We start from the raw sequence: 21453 nt of genomic DNA, 5'->3' as shown, positions 1-21453 counted from the left end.
CCGCAGATGCAGCTTGCGGCGCGCAAGGCGCTGCAGGACGGCCTGACGACTTACGACGAACGTCGCGGCTTCCACGGTGCGCTGAAAAAGATCGACACCACGGCCGACTGGGGCAAGGAGCTCGCGGATATTCCGGCGTTCTCGGACGTGCCGGAATGGCATCTCGCCGTCGTGCTTGCGGTCTCGCCCGAAAGCGTCGATATCGGTCTTCAGCCGGACAAGGACGGCGCCGGCAAGGCTTCCCCCGACCGCGAGCGCGGGACGATCACCGCCAAGGACATGCAGTGGGCCTATCGCTCCTCGACCGGCGAGCGCAAGACGGCCAAGTCGCCGGAAGGCGTGCTTTCTGCTGGCGACGTCGTATATGTCGAGCGGCTGGGCGGCGAAAACTCGACCTCCTACCGTCTGCGCCAGCCGCCGAAGGTTCAGGGCGGTCTCGTCGCCATGGACCCGAAGACCGGCCGCGTTCTCGCCATGGTCGGCGGTTTTTCCTACGGCCAGTCGGAATTCAATCGCGCGACGCAGGCGATGCGCCAGCCCGGCTCCTCGTTCAAGCCGTTCGTCTACGCTGCCGCGATGGACAATGGCTATACGCCGGCTTCGGTCGTCAGCGACGACCCGCTCCAGATCCAGACCGGCAATGGTCAGGTATGGGCGCCGGACAATTATGAAGGCGAGGGCGGTGGCGCCAATACGCTTCGCTTCGCCATCGAGCATTCACGCAACCGCATGACCGTGCGCCTTGCCAACGACCTCGGCATGAACGTCGTTGCCGAATATGCCGATCGCTTCGGTGTCTACGACAAGATGCCGCCGCTGCTCGCCATGTCGCTCGGCTCCGGTGAAACCACCGTGATGCGCATGGTTTCCGCCTATTCCGTCATCGCCAACGGCGGCAAGCAGATCAAACCGACGCTGATCGACCGGATCCAGGACCGCTACGGCAAGACGATCTTCCGGCACGAGGAGCGCGTCTGCGAGGGCTGCAATGCCGGCGAATGGCAGAGCCAGGAAGAGCCTGTCGTCGCCGACAACCGCGAGCAGGTGCTCGATCCGATGACCGCCTATCAGATCACCTCCATGATGCAGGGCGTGATCCAGCGCGGCACCGCCGCCGGCAAGATCGACCTCGGCGGCCGCGACGTCGCGGGCAAGACGGGCACGACCAACGACGAGAAGGACGCCTGGTTCGTCGGCTTCACGCCGGACCTTGTCGCCGGTCTCTACATTGGCTTCGATTCGCCGAGCACGCTCGGCCGGGGCGGTACCGGCGGTGCTCTTGCCGCACCCGTCTTCAACGAATTCATGCAGGTCGCCGTCAAGGATATGCCTGAATCGAAGTTCGTCATCCCGCAGGGCATGAACCTCATCCCGATCGACCGGAAGACCGGCATGGCGGCCATGGAGGGTGACCCGAACACCATCATCGAGGCCTTCAAGCCCGGTACCGGGCCGGCCGACAACCTGTCGGTCATCGGCATGGACAGCACCATGGCGCCGGAGGAAATCCTGAAGACCTCGCCGCAGGCCAATCAGGCCGTGCAATCGGGCGCCGGCGGCCTGTACTAGGGGTTTGCTGAGCAGATCGGCTTCGGGTCCTCTGGATAAGGAGCATCCGGATGAGCGGAGCGAACGCGCAATGACTGACCAGGCGGCCATCAAGTCGAGGAAGCTCGAAGGGAAGGCGGACGCCGAGCGCGCGGCCGCCGCGCCGCCCCTCCGTTCAGGCGGCAACCCTCAGATCGCGAAGGGCTACGGCGATGCACCGGTACAGGCCTATATCGCGGCCATGCCGGGCTGGAAGAGCGACGTCGGACGCCGCCTCGACGCGCTGATCGTGCGCACCGTTCCCAGCGTGCGCAAGGCGGTCAAATGGAACTCGCCTCTCTACGGCGTGGAGGACGATGGCCAAGGCTGGTTTCTCGCCTTTCATTGCTTCACCAAGTACGTCAAGGTGACGTTCTTCCGTGGCGGGTCGCTTCGTCCTCTGCCTGCTGGCCAATCCAAGCACAAGGACGTGCGCTACCTCGACATCTACGAGGGTCAGCTCGACGAAGCTCAGTTTGTCGATTGGGTGAAGCAGGCCAGCCGGCTTCCCGGCGAACGAATGTGAGCGGGAAGTTGCGAAGTACGAAAAGGACGGCGACTAATTGAACCGATCGATTGGCGGGCTGCGGGCTTTACATCCGCGGCTGCCGCAACTATTTGACGGACCAGCTCAAGACCAACGCAAAGAAGCAGGACAATGCGAGCGGAAATCCAGAACGTAGTCGATGAAACCAAGCAGGCTATCACCCTGCTGAGGAGGCATCTTTGACTGGGACCAGGCGATAAGACGGCTGGACTGGTTGAACAACAAGGCAGAGGACCCGAACCTCTGGAACGATGCCCAGGAAGCACAGAAGCTGATGCGCGAGCGCCAGCAGCTCGATGACGGCATCAGCGGCGTGAAGCAGCTGGAGCAGCAGCTGAACGACAATGTCGAGCTCATCGAGATGGGCGAGGAAGAGGGCGACGAGGATGTCGTCAAGGAAGCAGAAGACACTCTGAAGGTCCTGAAGGCCGAAGCCGCGCGCCGCCAGGTAGAAGCCATGCTTTCTGGCGAGGCCGACAGCAACGACACCTATCTCGAAGTGCATTCCGGCGCCGGCGGCACCGAAAGCCAGGACTGGGCGAACATGCTGCTGCGCATGTATACCCGCTGGGCCGAGCGTTCGAAGTTTAAGGTCGAGCTTCTCGAAGTGCACGACGGCGAAGAGGCGGGCATCAAGTCCGCGACGCTGCTCGTCAAGGGCCACAATGCCTATGGCTGGCTAAAGACGGAATCGGGCGTGCACCGGCTCGTGCGCATCTCGCCCTATGACAGCAATGCGCGTCGTCACACGTCCTTCTCCTCGATCTGGGTCTATCCGGTCGTGGACGACTCGATCAACATTGACATCAACGAAAGCGATTGCCGCATCGATACCTACCGCTCGTCGGGTGCGGGCGGCCAGCACGTCAATACGACGGACTCGGCGGTGCGCATCACGCACATTCCGACCGGCATCGTAGTGGCCTGCCAGCAGGAGCGCTCGCAGCACAAGAACCGCGCCAAGGCCTGGGACATGCTGCGCGCTCGTATGTATGAGGCCGAGCTCGAGAAGCGCGAAGCGGCTGCCAACGCCGAAGCTGCCTCCAAGAGCGATATCGGCTGGGGGCATCAGATCCGCTCCTACGTGCTGCAGCCCTACCAGCTCGTCAAGGACCTGCGCACCGGTGTTGCGAGCACCGCGCCGGGCGACGTGCTCGACGGTGAACTCAACGAGTTCATGGAAGCAGCACTCGCGCACCGCATCAGCGGCAAGCCGGACGCTGTCGTCGACGACATCGACTGAGTTTTGCTCGCAGGTTGACCTAACGAAAGCCGCTTGCAGCAGGCCGTTGCAGGCGGCTTTTGCATGCCGCCAGAAGCGGCCGTTTACGCGTCAATTTACCGTTGCGTACTTCCATTTTACGTCGCTGGCATGGCAGCCTGATATCAATCTGGAGGGCGCCGAATGCGCAGGTTGGCTTTTCTCACGGCATGGATAGCGCTGGCATTCGCGAGTCATTCGAACGCCGCGGGTCCGTCGCCTCTCAGGCTGAATGAGCGTTTGATGGAACGGCGAGCCGTCGAGGCGGTGGTCTGGGGCATGCCCGCCGTCAACTACGACCTGATGCGCCAGGAGATGCTGACAAAAACCGGGGCGAAGGTCGGAGAGGTCATCTATTGGGGGCGGCCGCTCGATTGGCGAAACCAGACGCTGACGCCCAATCCAGATGCGCTGTACTTCATGGTGTTCTTCAGCACCAAGGACGGGCCTGTTGTTCTCGATCTTCCGGCGGCGGAGGCTAAATCCTCCTTTAACGCCAACATCGTGACAGTGTGGCAGATGCCGCTCGAAGACGCTGGCTTGCTGGGATACGACAAGGGCAAGGGCGGGAAGTTCGTCATTCTGCCGCCCGGCTATAAAGGCAAGGTTCCTGATGGCTTTATCCCTTTGCAGTCGGACACGTACGGCGGATACATGCTATTTCGCTCGAACCTCGTCAGTCACGGTGACGCGGATGTCCAAGCATCGATCGATTACGGTCGAAAACTGAAGGTCTATCCGCTCTCTCAGTCGGCCAATCCTCCCGAAACGACGTTCATCGACGTCAAGGACATCCTGTTCGACTCCACCATCCGATGGGACACCACGTTCTTCGACAACCTCGATCGGATCGTCCAGGAAGAACCCTGGCTGGTTCGCGACAGGATCATGATCGATCAGCTCAAGACACTCGGCATTGAAAGAGGAAAGCCGTTCAGGCCGAGCAATGTGGACAAGACATTGCTGGCGTCAGGCGTAGAAGAGGCGCGAAGCCTTCTTGAGATGCAATATGATGCGGGGTTGCCGCCGTTCTTCTCGGAGAGGAGCCGGTGGACGTTTCCGGCCTTCCCGGACCTCATACAGGCGGGATCGGTGGGTTTTGACGAACCCGATTCCTACCCGGTCGACCATCGTGGCGTGGGCTACAGTTACGCATATATCGGCATCAAACATCTCGGTGCCGGGCAGTTCTACGCAATCTCCATTCGCGACAAGGACGGGGATGCGTTCGAAGGCGGCAAGACCTACAGGCTCCATGTGCCGCCGAATGTTCCGGTGAAGCAATACTGGTCCGTGACCGCTTACGACCGCGAAACGCACGCGTTGATCCGGAACGTCGATCGCGCCAGCCGGTCCTCCCAGATTCCCGAATTGATCAAGAACGCCGATGGCTCCGTCGATCTCTTCCTCGGCCCCAAGCCGCCCGAGGGAAAGGATGACAACTGGATACCGACCGACCCGTCGCGCAAATTCGAGCTGATGTTTCGCGCTTATGGACCCACCGAGGAATTCTTCCAGAAGAAATGGGTTCTGTCCGATGTCGAAAAGATGCAGTGAGGATGGCTCGACCGGCGTCCGCCAGTGCCACCCGCGGGGACGCAAACCGGGGTCCCGCGTTGCCAGCGCCGGTTCCCGCATTCTTTCAGCAGTCAGTTCGTCCCGGCGCAATCCCTGGCTGACTTGATCATTTTGGCAATACCGGATTTAAGGAGGGCGATTTAACGGGCTGGATTCGATGACAAACGTTCTTGCCGCAAGCGGCGGCGTCAAGCAGATCATCTGTATCAACTGGGGCACGAAATATGGCGCCCCATTCATCAATCGCTTGTATGCCATGGTCGCGCGCAACATCACGCCGCCTTTCACGTTCACCTGCTTCACCGACAATCGCGACAATCTCCATCCCGGCATACTCTGCGAGGACCTGCCGCCGCTGGAGGTGGAGAACATGCCGGTCAACACCAAGGGGATCTGGCCGAAGGCGCGCCTTTGGGGGCCAAGGCTCGGCAACCTCAACGGACCGGTGCTGTTTCTCGATCTGGACCTCGTCATTGTCGGCTCGCTCGATTTCTTCTTCGAGATCGGCGACACCGACGACGTGGTCATGGCGCGCAACCAATCGACACCTTTGGAGCGTCTGGGACAGACATCGATCTTCCGCTTTCCCATCGGCAAGCTTATCAGCCTGCAGGAGAAGTTCCGTGCAGATCCTCAGGCGGTCGCCGACCTCTACAGGTTCGAACAGCGCTTTGTCACCCGTAATGCGCCCGGGGGCGTGAAGTTCTTTCCGCGCAAGACGGTCCTGCATTTCCGGCGCGACTGCCGCTGGCCGTTTCCGCTGAACTACTTCCTGGTATCGCGGCTGCCGAAGGGGGCCAGGGTGGTTCTCTTTCCCGGCGGGTTTCATCCCCAGCAAGCGATCGACGGCCGCGCCAAGGCGAACCAGCCGCGCGTCAGCGCCATGGAGTATCTGAGGGGCGCGCTTTCTCTTATACGCAAAGGCCGAAGCCCCTTCAAATATCTGCGGCGCTACATTCTGCCGACACCCTGGGTGGCCGAGCACTGGCGCGAGTGACGCGAGGCGCTTCCGTCGGCCGTTTCAGGCCCAGGAAACGATGAGCTTTACGGTGCGGTCAGTTCGTCGGCTTCTCGATCTTGATCTCGCCGAACTCATCGATGAGCACTGTCCATGTCTCGGAGTAACCGTCCGGATCGGTCTTCAGATAGACCGTAGCGAAGAGCCCCGGCTGCTCGATGATGCCCGTTGAGGTTTCCGGGCGGATGTCGGTGATATAGGGCTTGAGTTGCGTGAACTCGTCCAGCTCGACGCTGGAGACGATCTCCGGGCCACTGCCGGTCTGGGCGATCTGCTGCAGATAGACTTTCGACGTCCTGTCCGGCTGGCGGACGGCAAAGAGCTTGTAATAGCCATGGCGCGGTTCCGGGGCCGCCTTTGCCGGTTCGGTGGCTGCACCGGGCGCATGTTCGATGAGGATATCGGCGGGGCTTTCCTTCCAATAGCCGGTGCTGGTTGCGCAGATCACAGCCGCCGGAAGGGCCACCTCGGCCGGGCTGACCGCCTTTGCGAGATCCGCCGAAGCGCTGACCAGGGTTGCTGTGAGAAGAGCCGCTCCAAGCCTCATTGCTTCAGTCCGCGAATTGTTCGGCAAGGATGCGATCCGACCACGAGCGGTCGGGATCAGACAGGATTCGCGCAGTCATGTGCTCCGACTGTGCGATGCGGATATGCAGCACGGACTTGACCTCCGTATTGTCGGCCACCGCATTCACGGGCCGCTTTGCGGCTTCGAGAATATGGATGTCGACCGTAACCTTGTTCGGCAGCAACGCACCGCGCCAGCGCCGCGGCCGGAAGGCGCTGACCGGGGTCATGGCGAGCAGGGGCGCTTCGAGCGGCAGGATCGGCCCGTGGGCAGAAAGATTATAGGCCGTGGAGCCCGCGGGCGTTGCCACCATCAGCCCGTCGCAGATCAATTCCTCGAGCCGCACATGTCCGTCGACTTCGACGCGCAGCTTGGCGGCCTGATAGGACTGGCGGAACAGCGACACCTCGTTGATGGCAAGCGCCGTGGAGTTGCTGCCGTCGGCATTGGCCGTCGTCATCTGGAGGGGATGGAAGGCATTTTCGACGGCCGCACAAATGCGGTCAGGCAGTTTCTTCGTGTGATAGTCGTTCATCAGGAAGCCGACGGAGCCACGGTTCATGCCGTAGACGAGCTTTCCGGAATTCATCGTGTGATGCAGCGTCTGCAGCATGAATCCATCGCCCCCGAGGGCGACGATGACGTCGGCCTCCTCGGCGGGTACATCACCGTAGAGGCGAATCAGTTCTTCCCGTGCGGCAAGCGCCTCCGTGGCCGGCGAGGCGAGGAAACAAAGCGTCTGAAATGAGCGTCCCATGCAATGCCCTTTATGATCCTTCCTTAGCTAAAGGATAAAGGGCTTGTGCGACAAGGCATTTCGCGCCAGTTGCGGTACGCCTCGACGATACCATTCGGTGTAGCGGCGGGAATGGCGCTGCTACTGCTGTTCCCTCGTGCCGGGCGCTGCCTCGCGCTCATCCTGGTCTTCGAGGTCGGTCTCCACCAGGTAGGCGTCGCCGTGGAGGCGCGGCACTTCCTTTACGGCGGCCGGGTTTGTCGTCCCATCGGGGCTGATGTCTCCGGACGGATCCGCGGCATCTGCCGGGTGGCCCATGCTCGAGGCCACTCCGCGTGCGCCCTGCAATCGGGCTTCCTCGCGACGCGTTGCAGCGGCTGCCGTATCCGAGCAGCGTGCATCATCCGTGCCGGAATCGAATCTGCGGTCCTGACTTTGCATAACGCTCTCCCTTATTGTGACTGGTCAATTGCGTATGGCGGCGCCCGGGTGCTTCGGACTGGCTGGAGTTGTAGACACTCACAATCGCAATCCTGCATTTTCCCGTTCATCGCGCGAGAGTTTGGGGTTCGTCAGCATCCCGTAGGCAATCGCGCAAACAAGAAGCAAGGTGCAGCCAACAATGGCAAAGGCCGAAAAATGCTCGGCAACCATGGTTCGATCTTCTTTGACGACTCGAACCCGACGGAGGCGGATTTGTTCCGTCCAATGCATGGTTGGGGTCGGACCGCCGATCAGTTTTGCAGTCGTGAGGCTGCCCTCAGGCCAGCCGCCGGAGCGAACCGGCGTAACGATCCGAGGCCCGTTCGATGTTATCAAGGTTGTTCATGAGGTCCACCATGTCACAGGCTTCCGCCCACTGCATGCCGCTGATGGGCACGCCATCCAATTCCGCCGGCTCCATCGTCAGTCCGTCAACGACAAGCCAACGGTCGTCGGCCTCATGCCGCAGATTGTACCGTCGCATCACTTACTCCCGCGCTACGACTGTACCATATTTTTACATTTTGGCGTGAATGAGAACACGCTAAAGCAAGCAACGGAAGGGATTACGCGTCAATGAACGGAGGGGTCGGTATCGTCCAGAAACGACCGTATGCCGTCGCGTGCGACTGTCGCCAGAAATTCGTCGAAGGCTTCGCGGTCGGTCGCAAACGGCTCGTCCCAGCGGATCAAGTCCTCGCCTTGCGTGACGACTTCCATCGTCCAGTCTTCATTGGAGCCTGCAGTGCGGAAGATATCGACGAGGACGGTTATCCCGTCTTCGGAGAATTCACCCGCCAGCTCTGAATGTTCGAGTTTGGAATCCTTGGACATTCGCGTTCAATCCATAAATGCTGTCGGGTCACCGTGGGCGACTACCTTCAGGTGCATACCGCATGTTGTCAAGGAATGAACGGTTCGGGAGCAGTGAGGCTGCACGCCTGAATACACCGCGCGGCTCGGCGAGTTGTGATGCCGGCAGAGCTACCGTTTGCTCCGGCAATACTGGCGGTGGATCGGACTAAACCAAAGGAAGGCGTGGGCATCCCGAAAACTCAGAAAGGCGTCCTGAAGCATGATGGATTGAGATGGCTCTTGGGACTAGCTTCAAAGGTGCCAACTGGAGGGCAAGTGCCCGCAACTGAAACCTGAAGGCAGCACCGATGAACGACACGCTAGAGCACAACGATCCCGCCATCGAAGAACTGATGAAGGATGCAATAACCACCTACATGTTGGATAGTTTGAACATCGAGGATCGGCTGAGGACAGCCGTCCAGAAGATCGCGGAGGAACTGCTCGCGGAGGAACTAGCTGCACTGAGGGGGAGGGCTGCGAGGGCAAAGACGTCCGATCTTCAGGACGGAGAAATGTTGGTAGCGGCTTAGGTGCACGATGGGATGCCTGCGCGACCACCCGTAACCAGTGATCTCCTCTAGGTCGGCGCATTGCCGCCGATCGATCCGGACCTTCCGTACGCCCTGCCGTTGCGCGGGGTTTTTTGTCGCAAGCAAAATGAATCTGAAAGTCACCAGGGAGTGACTGGGCGGCGGTTGGCTGATCACGACATCTAGAAACCAATCATGAACACTGCGGCCCAGAACAAGGCGGACAATTCTGCAGCCACCATAAAACCAATCGCGGTGTCGCTCATGATCTCCTCCTTAGGACAACCTCCATTGCCTAGGGAAAACTATAGAGCACGGATGAAGGTTCCGCTACCCACTATATGTAGACGGTTATTCGAGCGGTCAAAGCCACTGGATTGCAAGGCGTAGATCGCGTTTTGAATGGTGCGTCCCACCTCTGTTCACGTAAGCAGCGAATACACGAAAGCTCCGACAGAACCCCAAAAGACAACCAGCACAAGCGACATCGACAAGACGAAGATCTTCGTCACAGCAAAAACTCCGCAACATTTACTCAGCAGAAACCGAAACTAATGCAGGGGCCGACGGTTGGTATCGGCACAAGGTCCTGAACGGACCGGACTTTGGTCTGATGTTCTCTTGCTGACCGGTGGCTCAGCGCCGCGGCGCCGCTCTTCACGCCGGGATCAAGGGCGGCCGCCCATGCCTGATCCACCCATAGCCTCGGGCTTTTCACCGATTTGCCGTCTCACCAGCTTCAACGTCCCATCCGGCTGGACGATATAGGTTTCCCGGACCCATCGCCCGAGATTATCCGTAAACTCATGCGGCAGAACGCTGCCGGCAGGCGATTTGGCGAGGCGCGCCACGTGGCCACCATAGGTGATGCTGCCTGGTATCGGCTCGATTTCGACGGAACCGCTGGAGCAGGACGAGAGCGCGATCACTGCCGCGAATGCAATGATGGAGGGCTTCATGGATGTCCTATTTAGAAGACGCGCGGCTCCCCGACCGCGATGGATGACGACGTCCCGCCTGATACCATAAATGGCGAATTTTCTGAAGAGATGGTGCGGCAGCGAACCCTCGGTTCTTTCCTATCAATATAACCCGTTCGGGTGATTGCCGGTGTTGTGTTTGCCCCTTAATTTTGAAGGTACAGGCCTATTTCAGGGGAGGGGAAGATGGCACTCACCGGTCAATTCGACAGCGTCATTTACGTTCAGCGCAAGCATTTCATCGACGAAGTGACGAGCCTCGAAGAGGTGCTCGACTACCTCAAGAATTGGCCGGAAGAGCGGCGAGGTCTGTCATACGACACGCTGCTCAAGGCGTGCCGTGAAGCGGTTGCCGGAAGATTTCCCGTGAGCGCCGTGGGCGAGAATTTTCGACGCTTCGTCAAGAGGTTCGGTATGCTGGCCGAGAGACAGGACGTTCCCAGTTTCGCTAACTAACGGCTCTAACGAGGCGCCAGGCGTCAAAGCCTGGCCGTGTTGGAGGCGGGCTTTCTACGCTCATCCTGTCGCCGTGAAAAAACTGCAATTCGCAAATTTACCGGTCCGGCTTCTGGCCCACTTTACGCCTCACCAGCTTCAGGGTTCGATCCGGCTGGACGATATAGACTTCCTGCACGAAGTTTCCGAACTCGTCGTCAAACTCATGCGGCATGGCGCTACCGACAGGCGATTTGGTGAGGCGTGCCACGTGGCCGCCATAGGTGATGCTGCCTGGAATTGGCTGGATTTCGGCTGAACCGCTGGAGCAGGACGAGAGGGCAATCACTGCCGCCGATGCAATGACAGCGGGCTTCATGGGGGACCTTTTCAGAAGACGGGCGACCGTCGAGCTTTGGCGCATTTCCCAATTCCGCCCGATATCCATCAATGAACAATTCTCAACGGAACAGAATACGCCGACTTGTCCCCGGCGACAACGTAACGACGCGCTCGCGGGCGAAGAGTCCGCGCCCTTTCAGGGTCGGTGGAGCGATCAACGGCGCAAGTCCGCAGAGAACCAATTCGAGTGGTCTCGAACCTCTAGGATCTCGTAATATCAAGCGGACTTATTGGTGCACGCATTGGCCCCGTCTGACTTCATTCCGATTTTTGGGCTTGGCGTATTTCGCGATCATGCCAGCAGGGCACCTCTTGTCGTCATAGAGAACCGTCTCGCCGGGCGCTAGTGATGCGGCGGTCGGCTTTTGCTTCACGACCTTGATGGCGGCATCTGCCGGCGCGAAGAACGAAAGGAATATTGCCGCCGACGCCAAAGTAATTGTCGAGCGTGTCACGTTCCGCTCCATCTATTGATAACCTCCGATAGATGTAGAGCAAACGAGACCGCAAGGAAACTTTGAAAATTGGATTAGCCCGTCATCTCAAGCGCCTGGCGGTTTCCATCACGGGATTTCGATTTTACTCCGCCAAAAGCTCTCGGTAGGCTTCGTGATGTCTTTTCAACTGGGAGTGAGACCAATGAAACGCCGGTTTGCCGTTGTCGCAGTCGCTTTGGCGTGGTCCGGGGCGGTCTATGCGCAAGACACCAGCATGAGCTTCTTTGTCACGAGCGTTAATCCCGGGAAGGGAGGGGATCTCGGCGGCCTACAGGGAGCGGACTCATATTGCGACACTCTGGCGAAAGCTGCCGGGTCGACGGGCAAGACGTGGAAGGCTTACCTGTCTACGGATGCGGAAAATGCCAAGGATCGCATCGGCAGCGGCCCGTGGTACAACGCCAAGGGCGAAAAGGTCGCTGACGACATCGCATCCCTCCATAGCGACAAGAACAACCTGACCAAACAGACAGCCCTTAACGAGAAGGGGGAAGTCGTCAACGGCAGGGGCGACACGCCCAATCGCCACGACATTCTGACAGGCTCGAAACCTGATGGAACTGCCGCGGCGGAAACCTGCGGCAACTGGACGATGGGCGGTGCGGAAGGCGTTGCGATCGTCGGCCATAGTGACCGCACGGGTTTGAACGATTCAGCCGAGGCGAAGTCCTGGAATGCGTCGCATCCGACGCGCGGCGGCTGCACGGTTGAAGCCTTCAAGGGCACCGGCGGTGAAGGCCTGTTCTATTGCTTCGCCGCCAACTGACCCAAGGTCGACTGTCTGAAATGGAGGGCCGCGCCGGCGACCGAGTGAAGAACCCGGACCGGCGCTCCGGGGTTAGCTGCCCTTCATTTACGGCATGAAGCTAAAGCATAGAGCTGTCGATTGTCGGGATTTCGTCTTCCATTGCCTTCATCTTCGCTTGGGCAAGGGCGAACTCTCTGGCGTCTTGGTCTCTGTGGAGGATCATCGCTAAGGCGGTTCCCGTGATCCGAAATCGGCCGCAGGTGGGACAGATGAATTCGACAACGTCTTCTATCCCCGATACGTCCTCTTGGGCTGGTTCAATGGATATGGGGCAGGTGTCATTGGTCCAGTTCATTCAATCCTCCCAAGGTTAAACCATGCCATCCCTGAAAAACGCCCGGCATGAGAGGTTCGCGCAGCGGCTCGCCAAAGGCAAGACGGGCGAAAGTTGAATGCTGGTTACCGGAATGGAGGATTTTCTTCGATCCAGTCGTCCGTGCCTCTGAGGCTTCGCTTCTGCTTATGGTTGCTCGTCAACTCGGATACCATCAGCTTGTCCGTCTCGTCGAGAAATCGACAGTAATGGTCGTGAACTTCCGCCGCTGTGTTGGCCAGGTTTACCAGCCAACATGACAACTGGTATTTGTGGGCGCCACGACTCATGAGATCACGAATGAGCGGCCGATAAGCGGGTGAACTCTCCTTCTTGACGAGATCGAATGTCAGTACGAACGGGGGCATGCTCCCATCCTCTCTCGGTTGCATGGGCAGACAACGCATAGCTACCATGAGTGTCAAGTCACTAGATTGAGCTATGCGCCCGCCCAACGCGCACTGTACCACTTACGGTGCCAGCGCAGCTTGCTGCACATACACATGGGTCGTCTCTCTGTGCGCCGGATCGCCGAGCACGACCAGCCCCACGATGATACCCGCGATCGCTGTTGCGATGACGGTGAGCGGGAAGGCGGTGCCGCTGTTCTTTTCGTTGCCGTATATCATGGCGCTTCTCCCTGAAGCCCCGGCGGACCTGCCGCCGGGGGATACCGTACAACTCAGGCGATGACGTAGACGATCTTAAAGCTCGAGGGCTCGACGATCACGATCCGGCCGTCGGCCAGAATGAAGAAGCGATAGCCCTCATATTGCGGGACGAGCTTGACGATCCGTGTCGGCACTGGCTCAAGGTGAACCTTCTTCGGGATCACCGTGCCAACTGACACCGTGAAATCGACATCGCGAACCGGCTCGACGTTGACCTCCTTCACAACCTGGCGGATTTCGGTCTTCTGTTCGACAGAGATGTTGACATTGGAGGTGTTGGTCTCAGTCGAGGTGCTTCCCGTCGTTTGGGTATCGGTCGATCCCGATGCGCCGGACTTGGTATTTCCTTCAGTAGAGGAAGTATCACCGGAGCTCTTCGTCGAGCTCTTGCCGCTCTCGGTCGAGCTCTTGCCACTCTCGCTGCCGGACGAGGACTTGCTCTGTGAAGACGATCCGTCATCGGGCTTCGTCGTGTCCTGCTGCTGAGTGTTGGTCGTGCCTTGCTGTTGAGTGAAAGGCTGATCGGTTCCCTTCTGCGAGGACGAGCCGGACTTATCCGTTTTTCCACTATCGGGCTGCGTTGCACCACCTTCCGTGCCACCGGACGGCGCTTGCTGATTGGAACCGCTGCCTTGCGACTCTCCGCCTGACGGCTGTTGCGACGTGCCGGATTGCCGTTGCTCGCCTTGTGTCGCGCTTCCCTTGGGCAGGATCGGGGCGGCATCCTGGGCGGATGCTGAAAGCAGGCCGAGCGGCGAGGCGCTGAGGGCAAGCGAGGCGATCAGAACAGGTAAAATCTTGCGTTTCATTGCTGAGGCTCCTGGCTAGGACGCGGTCTGCCGGCGGGCGCGGCATGGCGTCCTTGAGTATTGATTTTGATTGAGGGCCGTGCTGGGACGGACGGACGCGGCTTGCCGCATCCATCCATCGATCGTCGTCAGTTGACGATCTGGATGACCTTCCGTGAGGAGGGCTCCACAATGACACGCTGGTCGTTCACGACTGCGTAGGCATATGTCGGGTCGTCGGGTACGGGGGTTACCACAACCGTCTGCGAAAGCGGCTGGCCGACAACGACCTTCTCCTTGATGACGACGGTATCCGACGGAGGAGGCGCTTCGCGGACATAGGTCACGACCTTCTGCGGCGGCGGATCGAGCAACGTGCCGACGACCGCACCCGCTGCGCCACCGACTGCGGCGCCCACCGGACCGCCGACGATCGCGCCGGTGGCCGCACCGCCAACCGCGCCGTTGACCGTCGAGGAGCCCGCAAAGGCGGCGCCCGACATGAGCGCCATCGCAGCGCCAGAGACGAGGATTTTCTTGAACATTTTCTTCTCCATTTCCGCGGCTGTTCTCGCAACCGCATAGGCGACAAACGACCGTTCATCGCAGGAGTTCCGGTCATCAGACCATTGGCTGGCGGCGCATAAGACCCTGGTCTGAGTGGGGCGGAGGGCGTGGCGGCATGCAGGGAAAGGCCGGCAATGACCGGCACCAAGGATGGCGCGTGGGCAGGCAAAACGTTCTGTTTACCAAGGCCGCAGGAAATGAAACGGCGGTCGGGAACGGACGCTAGGATAAACCGTTCACGCTGCGGGAGGTACAGCGCCATGAAGCGGGTAAATTGGGAAGCTCCGATCACCCTTGAGGATCCGGAGACCGGCATGATGCGGACGGTTACGTCCGCGAGACAGGCCAAGCTCATGCTGAGCCGGTTCTGGCCTGCCTATCATGGCAGCCAATACCATCGGGCCGAGCAGGTGTGCGACGCCGCCTTGCAGCGTGGCCGCGACCCCAGCGAGGTTCGCCGGGCATTCATCGCCGCAGCGGTCGAGGCGCATTTCCATTTGAGCTGAAAGAGGGATGCAGGCCTTGGTTCTGAATCGGCAAGCGTAGTACCGCTAGCAATGGCCGCTCCTCAAAGCCTGTGTTGCCGGATGACGGCGAGTGCCTCGTCGGCGATCACCTGCTCCTCGTCCGTTGGAATGACGAACGCCGATATCTTGCTGCCGCGCGAACTGACGACCGTCGCATTCACCTTGTTGGCAGCCTCGCTTAGCGAAAGCCCCATCCAGCCGAGATGGCGCTCGACGCCCTTGCGGATTTCCGGCTGGTTCTCTCCAATGCCGGCCGTGAAGACCAGCGCATCGATGCCGCCTATCGAAACCGCGAGGCGGCCGATCTCGCCGGCGATCCGGAAGCAGAAAAGAGCAAGCGCCTCTTTGGCCTCTGGATGAGAGTCTTCCGCGAGCACTCTCGTGTCGCCGCTAATGCCCGAGACACCGAGAAGACCGCATTGGTGATACAGAAAGTCCTCCAAGCGATCGGCGTCGTGGAGTTGCGTCCGGAGCAGGTGGACCAATGCGCCGGCGTCAATCGATCCCGGCCTCGTCGCCATCGGAACCCCGTCGAGAGCGGAAAACCCCATGCTGGTATCCATGCTGACGCCGTCGATCATGCCGCAAAGACTGGCCCCGCTGCCGAGATGTGCGCAGATCAGTCTGCCGCCGATATCAGGCGCGATTTTCTTGAGCTGCCCAGACACGAACTTGTAGGAAAGACCGTGAAACCCGTAACGCCGTATTCCTGCATCATGCATTGCCCGCGGTATCGCCAAGCGCGCCGAAAGGCTGCCCTGTGAGGAATGGAACGCCGTATCGAAGGATGCGGTTTGAATAACGGATGGATGCAGCGCTCGGACCGCATGAATGACTTCCAACGCCTTCGGTTGATGCAGGGGCGCCAATGGAACCAGGTCTTCGATTTGCGAGAGGGAGGCGTCGTCCACAACTGCAGGGCCGCGGAAAGTCGATCCGCCATGTACGACCCGATGACCGACAAACCCGATGGCAGAGCCGGCCCGAAGGAGACGATCGAAAATCTCCGACACCAGGCGTTCGTCAAGGCGATCGACTCCGGGCAGCTCGACCTCTTTCCTTTCGTCCCCGATCGAGTACCGCAGCCGCGACCGTTCGCCCAGAAGCACGGTGCCTCGGCCGGCCTGCTTGGCATTTCCGCTGCCGATGTCGAAGATGCCAATCTTGAGACTGGATGATCCTGCATTGAAGGTAAGACCAACTTTCTCGATCATTTGAACCTCACATCAGGCGGCTGAATTGTTCACGAGTTCAGATAGGTCGGGCGCGCAACTTTCAAACTCCCTTGTGTGCCAGTTCGGCTGGCGAACTCCTCGGGCGGTGCAGCGGTATCGTGATAAAATGAGTTCGTTAGAGCCGACGGCGATGAGCGCGGGCTGCAGACGTTCCGGCGGGCGGCCGCCTGCAGATGGAGGCTGACATGAAGGCGATGGTGCTTGATAGAATTCGAACGCCCCTGCGCCCGGTGGAGCTGCCGGATCCCCGTCCCGCAGCCGGGCAACTCGTCATCAGGGTCGAGGCCTGCGGCGTCTGCCGGACAGACCTGCACGTATTCGACGGCGACCTCCCGAACCCAAAGCTTCCCTTGATTCTGGGCCACGAGATCGTGGGAACCGTCGAGGCGGTGGGTGTGGGCGCGCCCCAAGACCTGCGTGGACGAAAAGTCGGCGTTCCGTGGTTGGGGCACACCTGCGGGTGCTGTCCGTATTGCCGCAGCGGACGGGAAAATCTGTGCGACGCACCCGGATTTACCGGCTACACGCTGGACGGCGGTTTTGCGACGCATGTGGTTGCCGACGCGCGCTATGCCTTCGTGCTGCCGGAAGGATCGGCTCCCGTCGCCACGGCCCCGCTGCTTTGCGCCGGTCTGATCGGATGGCGCAGTCTCAAGATGGCCGGAGACGGGAAGGCCATCGGTCTCTACGGCTTTGGGGCTGCAGCCCACATCCTCGTGCAGGTCTGTCGCTGGCGGGGGCAGGAGGTCTATGCCTTCACTCGGCCGGACGACGAAACGGGAAGACGCTTCGCCATGGATCTCGGCGCTGTCTGGGCCGGATCGTCCACCGAAATGCCTCCCGTTCCGCTCGACGCGGCCATCCTTTTCGCCCCCGCAGGCGAACTCGTTCCGCGGGCGCTCGCCGCAGTCCGCAAGGGCGGCACCGTCGTTTGCGGAGGCATCCATATGAGCGACATACCCGCCATGCCCTATCGTCTCCTGTGGGGCGAGCGGCGTCTTGTCTCGGTCGCCAATCTCACCCGGAGCGATGCGCAGGAATTCTTCGAGATCGCGAAGGCAGCGAAGGTGCAGACGGTCACGAGCACCTATCCGCTCGAGCGGGCGAACGACGCGCTCGAGGACCTGCGGGCAGGCAGGCTCAACGGAGCGGCCGTCATCGTGCCGTAAGCTCAAAGTCTCGACTACGTCCTATTCAACGGCTGCCGCAGTTCTGCCGGTGATCTCTCGCACCGAAATCCCATAGAAGACATGCGGCGATTTCGCCGCGACTGGGAGCTCATGCGGCTTAAGGGCGCCGACTTCCCACCAGTCCGAGTGCTTTTGAAGCAAAGACCATGCATGGAGCCGCTCGCCGCGCCAGACTTCAGTGTCCGGAAACTCCTGGTATCGGCCGTCAACGACAACGCTTGCCCAGCTCTTACCGGCTTGCCATCGCTGGACCTGCAGGCAGACCTTGTCGTTTTCCCGCATCCAGTCAATCTTTCGTCCTGGCATGGAGAAGGCATAGGCTATGCCATTCTGGTAGGCGAAATAGATTGGCACGACATAAGGCCGCCCATCCTTGCTGCAGGCCAAATGGCCAAAACGGGATTCTTCGAGAACCGAGAAGCATTCAGCCTGGGTCATATCTCTAAGGCTCATTGTCATTGCTCTGTTCCTTTTCCACGCGGCGGTGAATCAAGCCTACAACGCTGCCGAAACGCCTCATTGACCTTGCGCAATGCAAGGTCAGACCGCTTTCCCAAGAAGCTCTCGAGGGCGGGGTAATCGCCAACTCTCACGGAGGCAAATATGCGCTATTCTGTAGGAAATGTGCCAGGGACTGCTCGCGGTCAAACACGGAATTGCGCGGTGCCAAGCGACCGGTTCGATCAAGTCAACAGCCGGCTCCAGCAGCGCGTTATCGGCCTCGCCGATGCAAGAGGAGATCGGACGCCGAAAGGTTCAGCCGGAAAAAGCACAAATCGTTGACAATTAGGGGATAGCGACCTTTGGCTCCATAAGCTGTTGCGCGAGCAAGCCGGCGTGCGGCGGGAGCGCAGAGAAATCACGCGCGCAAAGATAAAGCTGCCTAAGCGCCCAGGGGTCTCGCAGCGGCACAATAGCCAAGCCGAGGTGCGCCAAGTCTTTAGCTGACGCCTCCGATAAAATGGCGATCCCTACACCTGATTCAACCATCATCGCGATGTTCTCGATCCGCCTGAGTTGAATGCGATAGTGAATCTGACGACCTAGGCGGGCTGCGCGTTCTCCCAAATGAGCTTCCAGCGCCGCATCGGACAAGCCGACGAACGGCTCACCCACGATTTCCGCAAAGGCTATCGATCGTTGATCGCTGATGCGATGCGTTTCGCTCGCCACAACGACGAGTTGGTCTTGCGCGATAAAACGAGTTTGCAACGCTGCCAGGTCGGTGGTGTCAGCCACAACTCCCAAATCAGCACGACCTTCCGCGATGGCCAGTGCAATCTCAGTGCTTGGACGTTCATGGAGGTCGATAGAAAGATCGGGATAGGCTATCAAGAACCGGCCGAGTTGATGCGGCAGAAACGAAACCAACCCAGCCGTGTTGGACAAGAGCCTGATGCGCCCTTTCAGGCCAGCGCCGTAGGTGCGCAGTTCTCCACGCATCTGCTCCACCTGGTCCAGGATCAAACGGGCATGGCGGATCAGGGCATCACCGGCCGCAGTCGTAGTGACCCCCCGCCTGTTTCGTTCCAGTAGTCGCGCGCCAAGCGAAAATTCCATTCCGGAAATGCGCTCGCTCACGGATGCGAGAGCTAGATTCATGATCTCGGCGCCCTTGGTGAGGCTGCCTTGCTCCACCACGGTCAGGAACAACCGCATATCCGTCAAATCGAAGCGCAATGCCTTTCCTTCGCTTTTGCCGAACTTTCCCATCGGAAACTACCAATTGTGACGTTTGGCTCGCTCGCTTACTCTACTACATGCGGCGCCATATTCCCTGATTTTCGATGGCAACACAAGGGATTGTCGCCTTGATGACAGCTGGTCCGCTCGCCGGCCCGCCACACCATGAGCGCGTGGGTGCCATCGGTTCACGCGAAATCTTCGAATGCAACACTTTCCAGGCCGGATCAGCCAAAATGAACAATTACCTTTCGCCGCACGTATCCTGCTGGCTGCCGATGCCGCCTGTTCTTGTAGTGCCCCTATTAGTGAAACCAGAAACTTAAGGTGACGACCATGCCCAGAACCGCAGTCCCAAACCCCGAACAGGTGCCGGCCGATTCGAAACCGACCCTCGATGCATTCACCAAGAACATCGGGTTCACCCCAAATATGTTGGCGACCTTCGCACTGAGCCCAATCGCGTTCAACGCATGGGCCACCCTGCGCGGCTCTTTGAGCAAGGCGCTCGACCTGAAGACGCGCGAGAGCATCAGCCTCGCCGTCTCCGAAGTGAATGGCTGCAACTACTGCCTGGCGGTTCACAGCTTTGGGGCCAAGCATGCGAAGATGTCGCCCGATGAAATCATTCTCGCTCGGAAGGGCCATGCCAGCGACCCGAAGCGGGACGCGGCCGTCCAGTTCGCACGCAAAGTCATCGAGACTCGAGGGCAGGTCAGCGATGCCGATCTGAAAGCCGTCCGCGATGCCGGCTACACGGATGCGAACGTCATGGAGATCGTCTCACTAGTGGCCATGTACTCCCTGACGAACTTTTTCAATAACGTGTTCGATCCTGAGAAGGACTATCCCGCCGTTGAGCCGGCTGGCTCGATCTGAACTCTATCCGGGAGGGAGGACGAGTGGTTCTGCCCTCCCACATGGACTGTCGCCACCTTTCCGCCGGCCGGGCTCGTGTTCGAAACCGGCCGGCATTGAAGTCTTGCGCCGTGCAAGACTTGTGGGCGTCGGGAGAACGTGTCAGCGCCACGACTGCCTTGCTCCACCACGGTCAGAACAACCGCATATCCGTCAAATCGAAGCGCAATGCCTTTCCTTCGTTTCTGCCGAACTTTCCCATCGGAAACTACCAATTGTGACGGTTGGTTCGCTCGCTTACTCTACGACGTGCGACTCCCTGATTTTCGATGGTAACGCAAGGGATTGATGAGATTAGCACCGCGATGAGAGCTGGTTCGCCCGCCGGCTCGTCGTACCATGAGCTGCGCGGGTGCCATCGGCCTACGCGAAGCGAAGTCATCAAATGAAACATTTTCGGGCCGGGTAAGCTAAAATGAACGATTACTTTTCGCCGAACGTCCTGATTATCGCGTTGACGTTCCTCCTCGCCGGGATCGTCAAGGGCGTGTCGGGGATGGGGTTGCCAACCGTCGCTGTGGGTATTCTCGGTGCGATCATGTCGCCCGTCAGCGCAGCTTCGCTACTGGTTATCCCATCCTTTGTCACCAATTTTTGGCAACTGTTTACGGGGCCGAATTTCCTTGTCGTGATGAAAAGGCTTTGGTTGATGATGCTCGGCATCGTGATTGGTACACTCGCCGGTTCATGGCTTCTGACGCGCGCCAATACCGAATGGGCAAGTGTTGGATTGGGCTCCGCCTTAATTCTCTATGCAGTGCATAGCCTCTGGGCGAAGCCGTTGTCGGTTCCCGCTCGCCTTGAGCGTTTACTATCGCCTGTTATAGGGTTGATGACCGGGATAATCACCGGAGGAACCGGCGTTTTTACGATCCCAGCCGTTCCCTATCTCCAGGCCCTCGGCCTTTCCAAAGATGATCTTATCCAGGCGCTCGGGCTGTCGTTCACGGTCTCGACAATCGCGCTTGCGGCAGGCCTGGCACGTGGCGGAGCTTTTCATCTTGATAATATTACTTTGTCCACACTTGCCATCATCCCGTCGTTACTGGGCATGTGGGTCGGAACAGCGATCCGTGAGCGCATAAGCGCCACAACTTTTCGGCGCTGGTTCCTGATCTTCCTTGCCATTCTTGGTCTCGAACTCGTCGTTCGGCCATTCTTTTTCTGAGTCAGATGACGATGCCAGAACGTAAGCCCCTCCGTTCCATCGGACCCCGCCACCATCACCGAGCGCTATGACACCAGCGCCAAGTGCGACTTCGTCAAGGAGAGC

Annotated in this window: 29 protein-coding genes; 12 read left to right on the top strand and 17 right to left on the bottom strand. The window is 59.6% G+C overall.

The genetic code is table 11. The features are described 5' to 3' along the window. From ACPYOI_RS27240 to ACPYOI_RS27220, 5 genes are all read left to right on the top strand, one after another. Positions 1-1569, top strand: a 1569-nt coding sequence (locus ACPYOI_RS27240; protein ID WP_481423612.1) for a penicillin-binding protein 1A, incomplete at its 5' end; no start/stop codon positions are given. Positions 1570-1639: 70 nt separating this feature from the next. Further along, a complete protein-coding gene (locus ACPYOI_RS27235) occupies positions 1640-2113 on the top strand; it encodes a DUF1801 domain-containing protein (RefSeq protein ID WP_481417935.1) in 474 nt (157 codons plus the stop codon). A 132-nt stretch (positions 2114-2245) separates the two neighbouring features. After that, positions 2246-3377, top strand: a protein-coding gene (prfB, locus tag ACPYOI_RS27230) for a peptide chain release factor 2 (RefSeq protein ID WP_481417936.1) whose coding sequence is annotated in 2 segments (ribosomal slippage) — positions 2246-2314 and positions 2316-3377 — 1131 coding nt in all. Because the reading frame shifts where the segments join, the coding sequence is not laid out codon by codon here. 261 nt (positions 3378-3638) lie between these two features. Continuing rightward, entirely contained in the window at positions 3639-4952 is a 1314-nt protein-coding gene (locus ACPYOI_RS27225; protein ID WP_481423611.1) for a DUF1254 domain-containing protein, read from the top strand. A 178-nt stretch (positions 4953-5130) separates the two neighbouring features. Then, positions 5131-5970 carry a glycosyl transferase gene (locus ACPYOI_RS27220; protein WP_481417938.1) on the top strand — a complete coding sequence of 280 codons (840 nt, stop codon included), beginning with the start codon at positions 5131-5133 and terminating at the stop codon, positions 5968-5970. 58 nt (positions 5971-6028) lie between these two features. Here the strand turns inward: ACPYOI_RS27220 and ACPYOI_RS27215 are convergent, their stop codons facing one another. From ACPYOI_RS27215 to ACPYOI_RS27190, 6 genes are all read right to left on the bottom strand, one after another. After that, positions 6029-6538, bottom strand: a complete 510-nt coding sequence (locus ACPYOI_RS27215; protein WP_481417939.1) for a hypothetical protein — start codon at positions 6536-6538, stop codon at positions 6029-6031. Between the two features lie 4 nt (positions 6539-6542). Then, positions 6543-7316, bottom strand: a complete 774-nt coding sequence (locus tag ACPYOI_RS27210; protein ID WP_481417940.1) for an NAD kinase — start codon at positions 7314-7316, stop codon at positions 6543-6545. Positions 7317-7436: 120 nt separating this feature from the next. After that, positions 7437-7736: a hypothetical protein gene (locus ACPYOI_RS27205; protein ID WP_481417941.1), complete on the bottom strand. Its 300-nt coding sequence runs from the start codon at positions 7734-7736 to the stop codon at positions 7437-7439. Positions 7737-7814: 78 nt separating this feature from the next. Beyond that, entirely contained in the window at positions 7815-7949 is a 135-nt protein-coding gene (locus ACPYOI_RS27200) for a hypothetical protein (RefSeq protein WP_481417942.1), read from the bottom strand. Positions 7950-8055: 106 nt separating this feature from the next. Further along, complete coding sequence (locus ACPYOI_RS27195) at positions 8056-8262, bottom strand: hypothetical protein (protein WP_168829267.1); 207 nt, start codon at positions 8260-8262, stop codon at positions 8056-8058. A gap of 89 nt (positions 8263-8351) precedes the next feature. After that, positions 8352-8612 (bottom strand): hypothetical protein, encoded by a 261-nt coding sequence (locus ACPYOI_RS27190; RefSeq protein WP_481417943.1) that lies wholly within the window; start codon positions 8610-8612, stop codon positions 8352-8354. Between the two features lie 329 nt (positions 8613-8941). On the opposite strand from ACPYOI_RS27190, the gene ACPYOI_RS27185 reads away from it, so the two are divergent. After that, positions 8942-9166, top strand: coding sequence for a hypothetical protein (locus ACPYOI_RS27185; protein WP_481417944.1), 225 nt, complete (start codon positions 8942-8944; stop codon positions 9164-9166). 668 nt (positions 9167-9834) lie between these two features. Here the strand turns inward: ACPYOI_RS27185 and ACPYOI_RS27180 are convergent. Beyond that, the gene (locus ACPYOI_RS27180) at positions 9835-10125 is read right to left on the bottom strand and encodes a hypothetical protein (RefSeq protein WP_481417945.1); all 291 of its coding nucleotides are present in this window, start codon (positions 10123-10125) and stop codon (positions 9835-9837) included. Between the two features lie 207 nt (positions 10126-10332). Between ACPYOI_RS27180 and ACPYOI_RS27175 the strand changes: the two genes are divergently transcribed. Further along, positions 10333-10602 (top strand): DUF982 domain-containing protein, encoded by a 270-nt coding sequence (locus ACPYOI_RS27175; RefSeq protein WP_481423610.1) that lies wholly within the window; start codon positions 10333-10335, stop codon positions 10600-10602. Positions 10603-10699: 97 nt separating this feature from the next. Here ACPYOI_RS27175 and ACPYOI_RS27170 read toward each other — a convergent pair whose 3' ends face one another. After that, positions 10700-10960, bottom strand: a complete 261-nt coding sequence (locus ACPYOI_RS27170) for a hypothetical protein (RefSeq protein ID WP_481417947.1) — start codon at positions 10958-10960, stop codon at positions 10700-10702. Positions 10961-11210: 250 nt separating this feature from the next. Then, complete coding sequence (locus tag ACPYOI_RS27165) at positions 11211-11450, bottom strand: DUF6719 family protein (protein ID WP_481417948.1); 240 nt, start codon at positions 11448-11450, stop codon at positions 11211-11213. 172 nt (positions 11451-11622) lie between these two features. On the opposite strand from ACPYOI_RS27165, the gene ACPYOI_RS27160 reads away from it, so the two are divergent. After that, positions 11623-12246 carry a hypothetical protein gene (locus tag ACPYOI_RS27160; protein ID WP_481417949.1) on the top strand — a complete coding sequence of 208 codons (624 nt, stop codon included), beginning with the start codon at positions 11623-11625 and terminating at the stop codon, positions 12244-12246. A gap of 100 nt (positions 12247-12346) precedes the next feature. On the opposite strand, the gene ACPYOI_RS27155 is transcribed toward ACPYOI_RS27160, so the two are convergent. The 5 genes from ACPYOI_RS27155 to ACPYOI_RS27135 all read right to left on the bottom strand — a co-directional run bounded on the left by ACPYOI_RS27155 (position 12347) and on the right by ACPYOI_RS27135 (position 14605). Further along, positions 12347-12583, bottom strand: coding sequence for a hypothetical protein (locus ACPYOI_RS27155; protein WP_481417950.1), 237 nt, complete (start codon positions 12581-12583; stop codon positions 12347-12349). Between the two features lie 104 nt (positions 12584-12687). Next, on the bottom strand, positions 12688-12969 hold the full coding sequence (locus ACPYOI_RS27150; protein WP_481417951.1) for a hypothetical protein: 282 nt from the start codon (positions 12967-12969) through the stop codon (positions 12688-12690). A gap of 102 nt (positions 12970-13071) precedes the next feature. Then, complete coding sequence (locus tag ACPYOI_RS27145) at positions 13072-13230, bottom strand: hypothetical protein (protein ID WP_481417952.1); 159 nt, start codon at positions 13228-13230, stop codon at positions 13072-13074. A gap of 53 nt (positions 13231-13283) precedes the next feature. Then, positions 13284-14081: a DUF1236 domain-containing protein gene (locus tag ACPYOI_RS27140; protein WP_481417953.1), complete on the bottom strand. Its 798-nt coding sequence runs from the start codon at positions 14079-14081 to the stop codon at positions 13284-13286. Positions 14082-14209: 128 nt separating this feature from the next. Beyond that, positions 14210-14605: a DUF1236 domain-containing protein gene (locus tag ACPYOI_RS27135; protein WP_481417954.1), complete on the bottom strand. Its 396-nt coding sequence runs from the start codon at positions 14603-14605 to the stop codon at positions 14210-14212. A 282-nt stretch (positions 14606-14887) separates the two neighbouring features. Here ACPYOI_RS27135 and ACPYOI_RS27130 point away from each other — a divergent pair, with 282 nt between their 5' ends. Further along, entirely contained in the window at positions 14888-15133 is a 246-nt protein-coding gene (locus ACPYOI_RS27130) for a DUF982 domain-containing protein (protein WP_481417955.1), read from the top strand. A 62-nt stretch (positions 15134-15195) separates the two neighbouring features. Here the strand turns inward: ACPYOI_RS27130 and ACPYOI_RS27125 are convergent, their stop codons facing one another. After that, positions 15196-16368, bottom strand: coding sequence for an acetate/propionate family kinase (locus tag ACPYOI_RS27125; protein ID WP_481417956.1), 1173 nt, complete (start codon positions 16366-16368; stop codon positions 15196-15198). Between the two features lie 206 nt (positions 16369-16574). Here ACPYOI_RS27125 and ACPYOI_RS27120 point away from each other — a divergent pair, with 206 nt between their 5' ends. Further along, a complete protein-coding gene (locus tag ACPYOI_RS27120) occupies positions 16575-17558 on the top strand; it encodes a zinc-dependent alcohol dehydrogenase family protein (protein ID WP_481417957.1) in 984 nt (327 codons plus the stop codon). A gap of 21 nt (positions 17559-17579) precedes the next feature. On the opposite strand, the gene ACPYOI_RS27115 is transcribed toward ACPYOI_RS27120, so the two are convergent. Next, a complete protein-coding gene (locus tag ACPYOI_RS27115) occupies positions 17580-18038 on the bottom strand; it encodes a pyridoxamine 5'-phosphate oxidase family protein (RefSeq protein WP_481417958.1) in 459 nt (152 codons plus the stop codon). Positions 18039-18365: 327 nt separating this feature from the next. Then, the gene (locus ACPYOI_RS27110; protein ID WP_481417959.1) at positions 18366-19292 is read right to left on the bottom strand and encodes a LysR substrate-binding domain-containing protein; all 927 of its coding nucleotides are present in this window, start codon (positions 19290-19292) and stop codon (positions 18366-18368) included. A 306-nt stretch (positions 19293-19598) separates the two neighbouring features. On the opposite strand from ACPYOI_RS27110, the gene ACPYOI_RS27105 reads away from it, so the two are divergent. Both ACPYOI_RS27105 and ACPYOI_RS27100 read left to right on the top strand, forming a co-directional pair. After that, positions 19599-20141 carry a carboxymuconolactone decarboxylase family protein gene (locus ACPYOI_RS27105; RefSeq protein WP_481417960.1) on the top strand — a complete coding sequence of 181 codons (543 nt, stop codon included), beginning with the start codon at positions 19599-19601 and terminating at the stop codon, positions 20139-20141. 454 nt (positions 20142-20595) lie between these two features. Continuing rightward, complete coding sequence (locus tag ACPYOI_RS27100) at positions 20596-21348, top strand: sulfite exporter TauE/SafE family protein (protein ID WP_481417961.1); 753 nt, start codon at positions 20596-20598, stop codon at positions 21346-21348. Positions 21349-21453 lie beyond the last annotated feature (105 nt).

The organism is Rhizobium sp. SVR5-2C, from assembly GCF_056755115.1.
Note: the sequence above shows the minus strand (reverse complement) of the source record. Positions and strands in the feature narration are given on the sequence as shown.

Excerpts from the sequence above, each read along its gene's own strand:
- ACPYOI_RS27160 (WP_481417949.1), top strand. The coding sequence starts at position 11,623 with ATGAAACGCCGGTTTGCCGTTGTCGCAGTCGCTTTGGCGTGGTCCGGG.
- ACPYOI_RS27150 (WP_481417951.1), bottom strand. The coding sequence starts at position 12,969 with ATGCCCCCGTTCGTACTGACATTCGATCTCGTCAAGAAGGAGAGTTCA.
- ACPYOI_RS27180 (WP_481417945.1), bottom strand. The coding sequence starts at position 10,125 with ATGAAGCCCTCCATCATTGCATTCGCGGCAGTGATCGCGCTCTCGTCC.
- ACPYOI_RS27190 (WP_481417943.1), bottom strand. The coding sequence starts at position 8,612 with ATGTCCAAGGATTCCAAACTCGAACATTCAGAGCTGGCGGGTGAATTC.
- ACPYOI_RS27120 (WP_481417957.1), top strand. The coding sequence starts at position 16,575 with ATGAAGGCGATGGTGCTTGATAGAATTCGAACGCCCCTGCGCCCGGTG.
- ACPYOI_RS27170 (WP_481417947.1), bottom strand. The coding sequence starts at position 10,960 with ATGAAGCCCGCTGTCATTGCATCGGCGGCAGTGATTGCCCTCTCGTCC.
- ACPYOI_RS27140 (WP_481417953.1), bottom strand. The coding sequence starts at position 14,081 with ATGAAACGCAAGATTTTACCTGTTCTGATCGCCTCGCTTGCCCTCAGC.
- ACPYOI_RS27125 (WP_481417956.1), bottom strand. The coding sequence starts at position 16,368 with ATGATCGAGAAAGTTGGTCTTACCTTCAATGCAGGATCATCCAGTCTC.
- ACPYOI_RS27220 (WP_481417938.1), top strand. The coding sequence starts at position 5,131 with ATGACAAACGTTCTTGCCGCAAGCGGCGGCGTCAAGCAGATCATCTGT.
- ACPYOI_RS27215 (WP_481417939.1), bottom strand. The coding sequence starts at position 6,538 with ATGAGGCTTGGAGCGGCTCTTCTCACAGCAACCCTGGTCAGCGCTTCG.
- ACPYOI_RS27135 (WP_481417954.1), bottom strand. The coding sequence starts at position 14,605 with ATGTTCAAGAAAATCCTCGTCTCTGGCGCTGCGATGGCGCTCATGTCG.
- ACPYOI_RS27110 (WP_481417959.1), bottom strand. The coding sequence starts at position 19,292 with ATGGGAAAGTTCGGCAAAAGCGAAGGAAAGGCATTGCGCTTCGATTTG.
- ACPYOI_RS27100 (WP_481417961.1), top strand. The coding sequence starts at position 20,596 with ATGAACGATTACTTTTCGCCGAACGTCCTGATTATCGCGTTGACGTTC.
- ACPYOI_RS27225 (WP_481423611.1), top strand. The coding sequence starts at position 3,639 with ATGGAACGGCGAGCCGTCGAGGCGGTGGTCTGGGGCATGCCCGCCGTC.
- ACPYOI_RS27155 (WP_481417950.1), bottom strand. The coding sequence starts at position 12,583 with ATGAACTGGACCAATGACACCTGCCCCATATCCATTGAACCAGCCCAA.
- ACPYOI_RS27195 (WP_168829267.1), bottom strand. The coding sequence starts at position 8,262 with ATGCGACGGTACAATCTGCGGCATGAGGCCGACGACCGTTGGCTTGTC.
- ACPYOI_RS27200 (WP_481417942.1), bottom strand. The coding sequence starts at position 7,949 with ATGGTTGCCGAGCATTTTTCGGCCTTTGCCATTGTTGGCTGCACCTTG.
- ACPYOI_RS27235 (WP_481417935.1), top strand. The coding sequence starts at position 1,640 with ATGACTGACCAGGCGGCCATCAAGTCGAGGAAGCTCGAAGGGAAGGCG.
- ACPYOI_RS27205 (WP_481417941.1), bottom strand. The coding sequence starts at position 7,736 with ATGCAAAGTCAGGACCGCAGATTCGATTCCGGCACGGATGATGCACGC.
- ACPYOI_RS27105 (WP_481417960.1), top strand. The coding sequence starts at position 19,599 with ATGCCCAGAACCGCAGTCCCAAACCCCGAACAGGTGCCGGCCGATTCG.
- ACPYOI_RS27130 (WP_481417955.1), top strand. The coding sequence starts at position 14,888 with ATGAAGCGGGTAAATTGGGAAGCTCCGATCACCCTTGAGGATCCGGAG.
- ACPYOI_RS27185 (WP_481417944.1), top strand. The coding sequence starts at position 8,942 with ATGAACGACACGCTAGAGCACAACGATCCCGCCATCGAAGAACTGATG.
- ACPYOI_RS27175 (WP_481423610.1), top strand. The coding sequence starts at position 10,333 with ATGGCACTCACCGGTCAATTCGACAGCGTCATTTACGTTCAGCGCAAG.
- ACPYOI_RS27145 (WP_481417952.1), bottom strand. The coding sequence starts at position 13,230 with ATGATATACGGCAACGAAAAGAACAGCGGCACCGCCTTCCCGCTCACC.
- ACPYOI_RS27115 (WP_481417958.1), bottom strand. The coding sequence starts at position 18,038 with ATGACAATGAGCCTTAGAGATATGACCCAGGCTGAATGCTTCTCGGTT.
- ACPYOI_RS27165 (WP_481417948.1), bottom strand. The coding sequence starts at position 11,450 with ATGGAGCGGAACGTGACACGCTCGACAATTACTTTGGCGTCGGCGGCA.
- ACPYOI_RS27210 (WP_481417940.1), bottom strand. The coding sequence starts at position 7,316 with ATGGGACGCTCATTTCAGACGCTTTGTTTCCTCGCCTCGCCGGCCACG.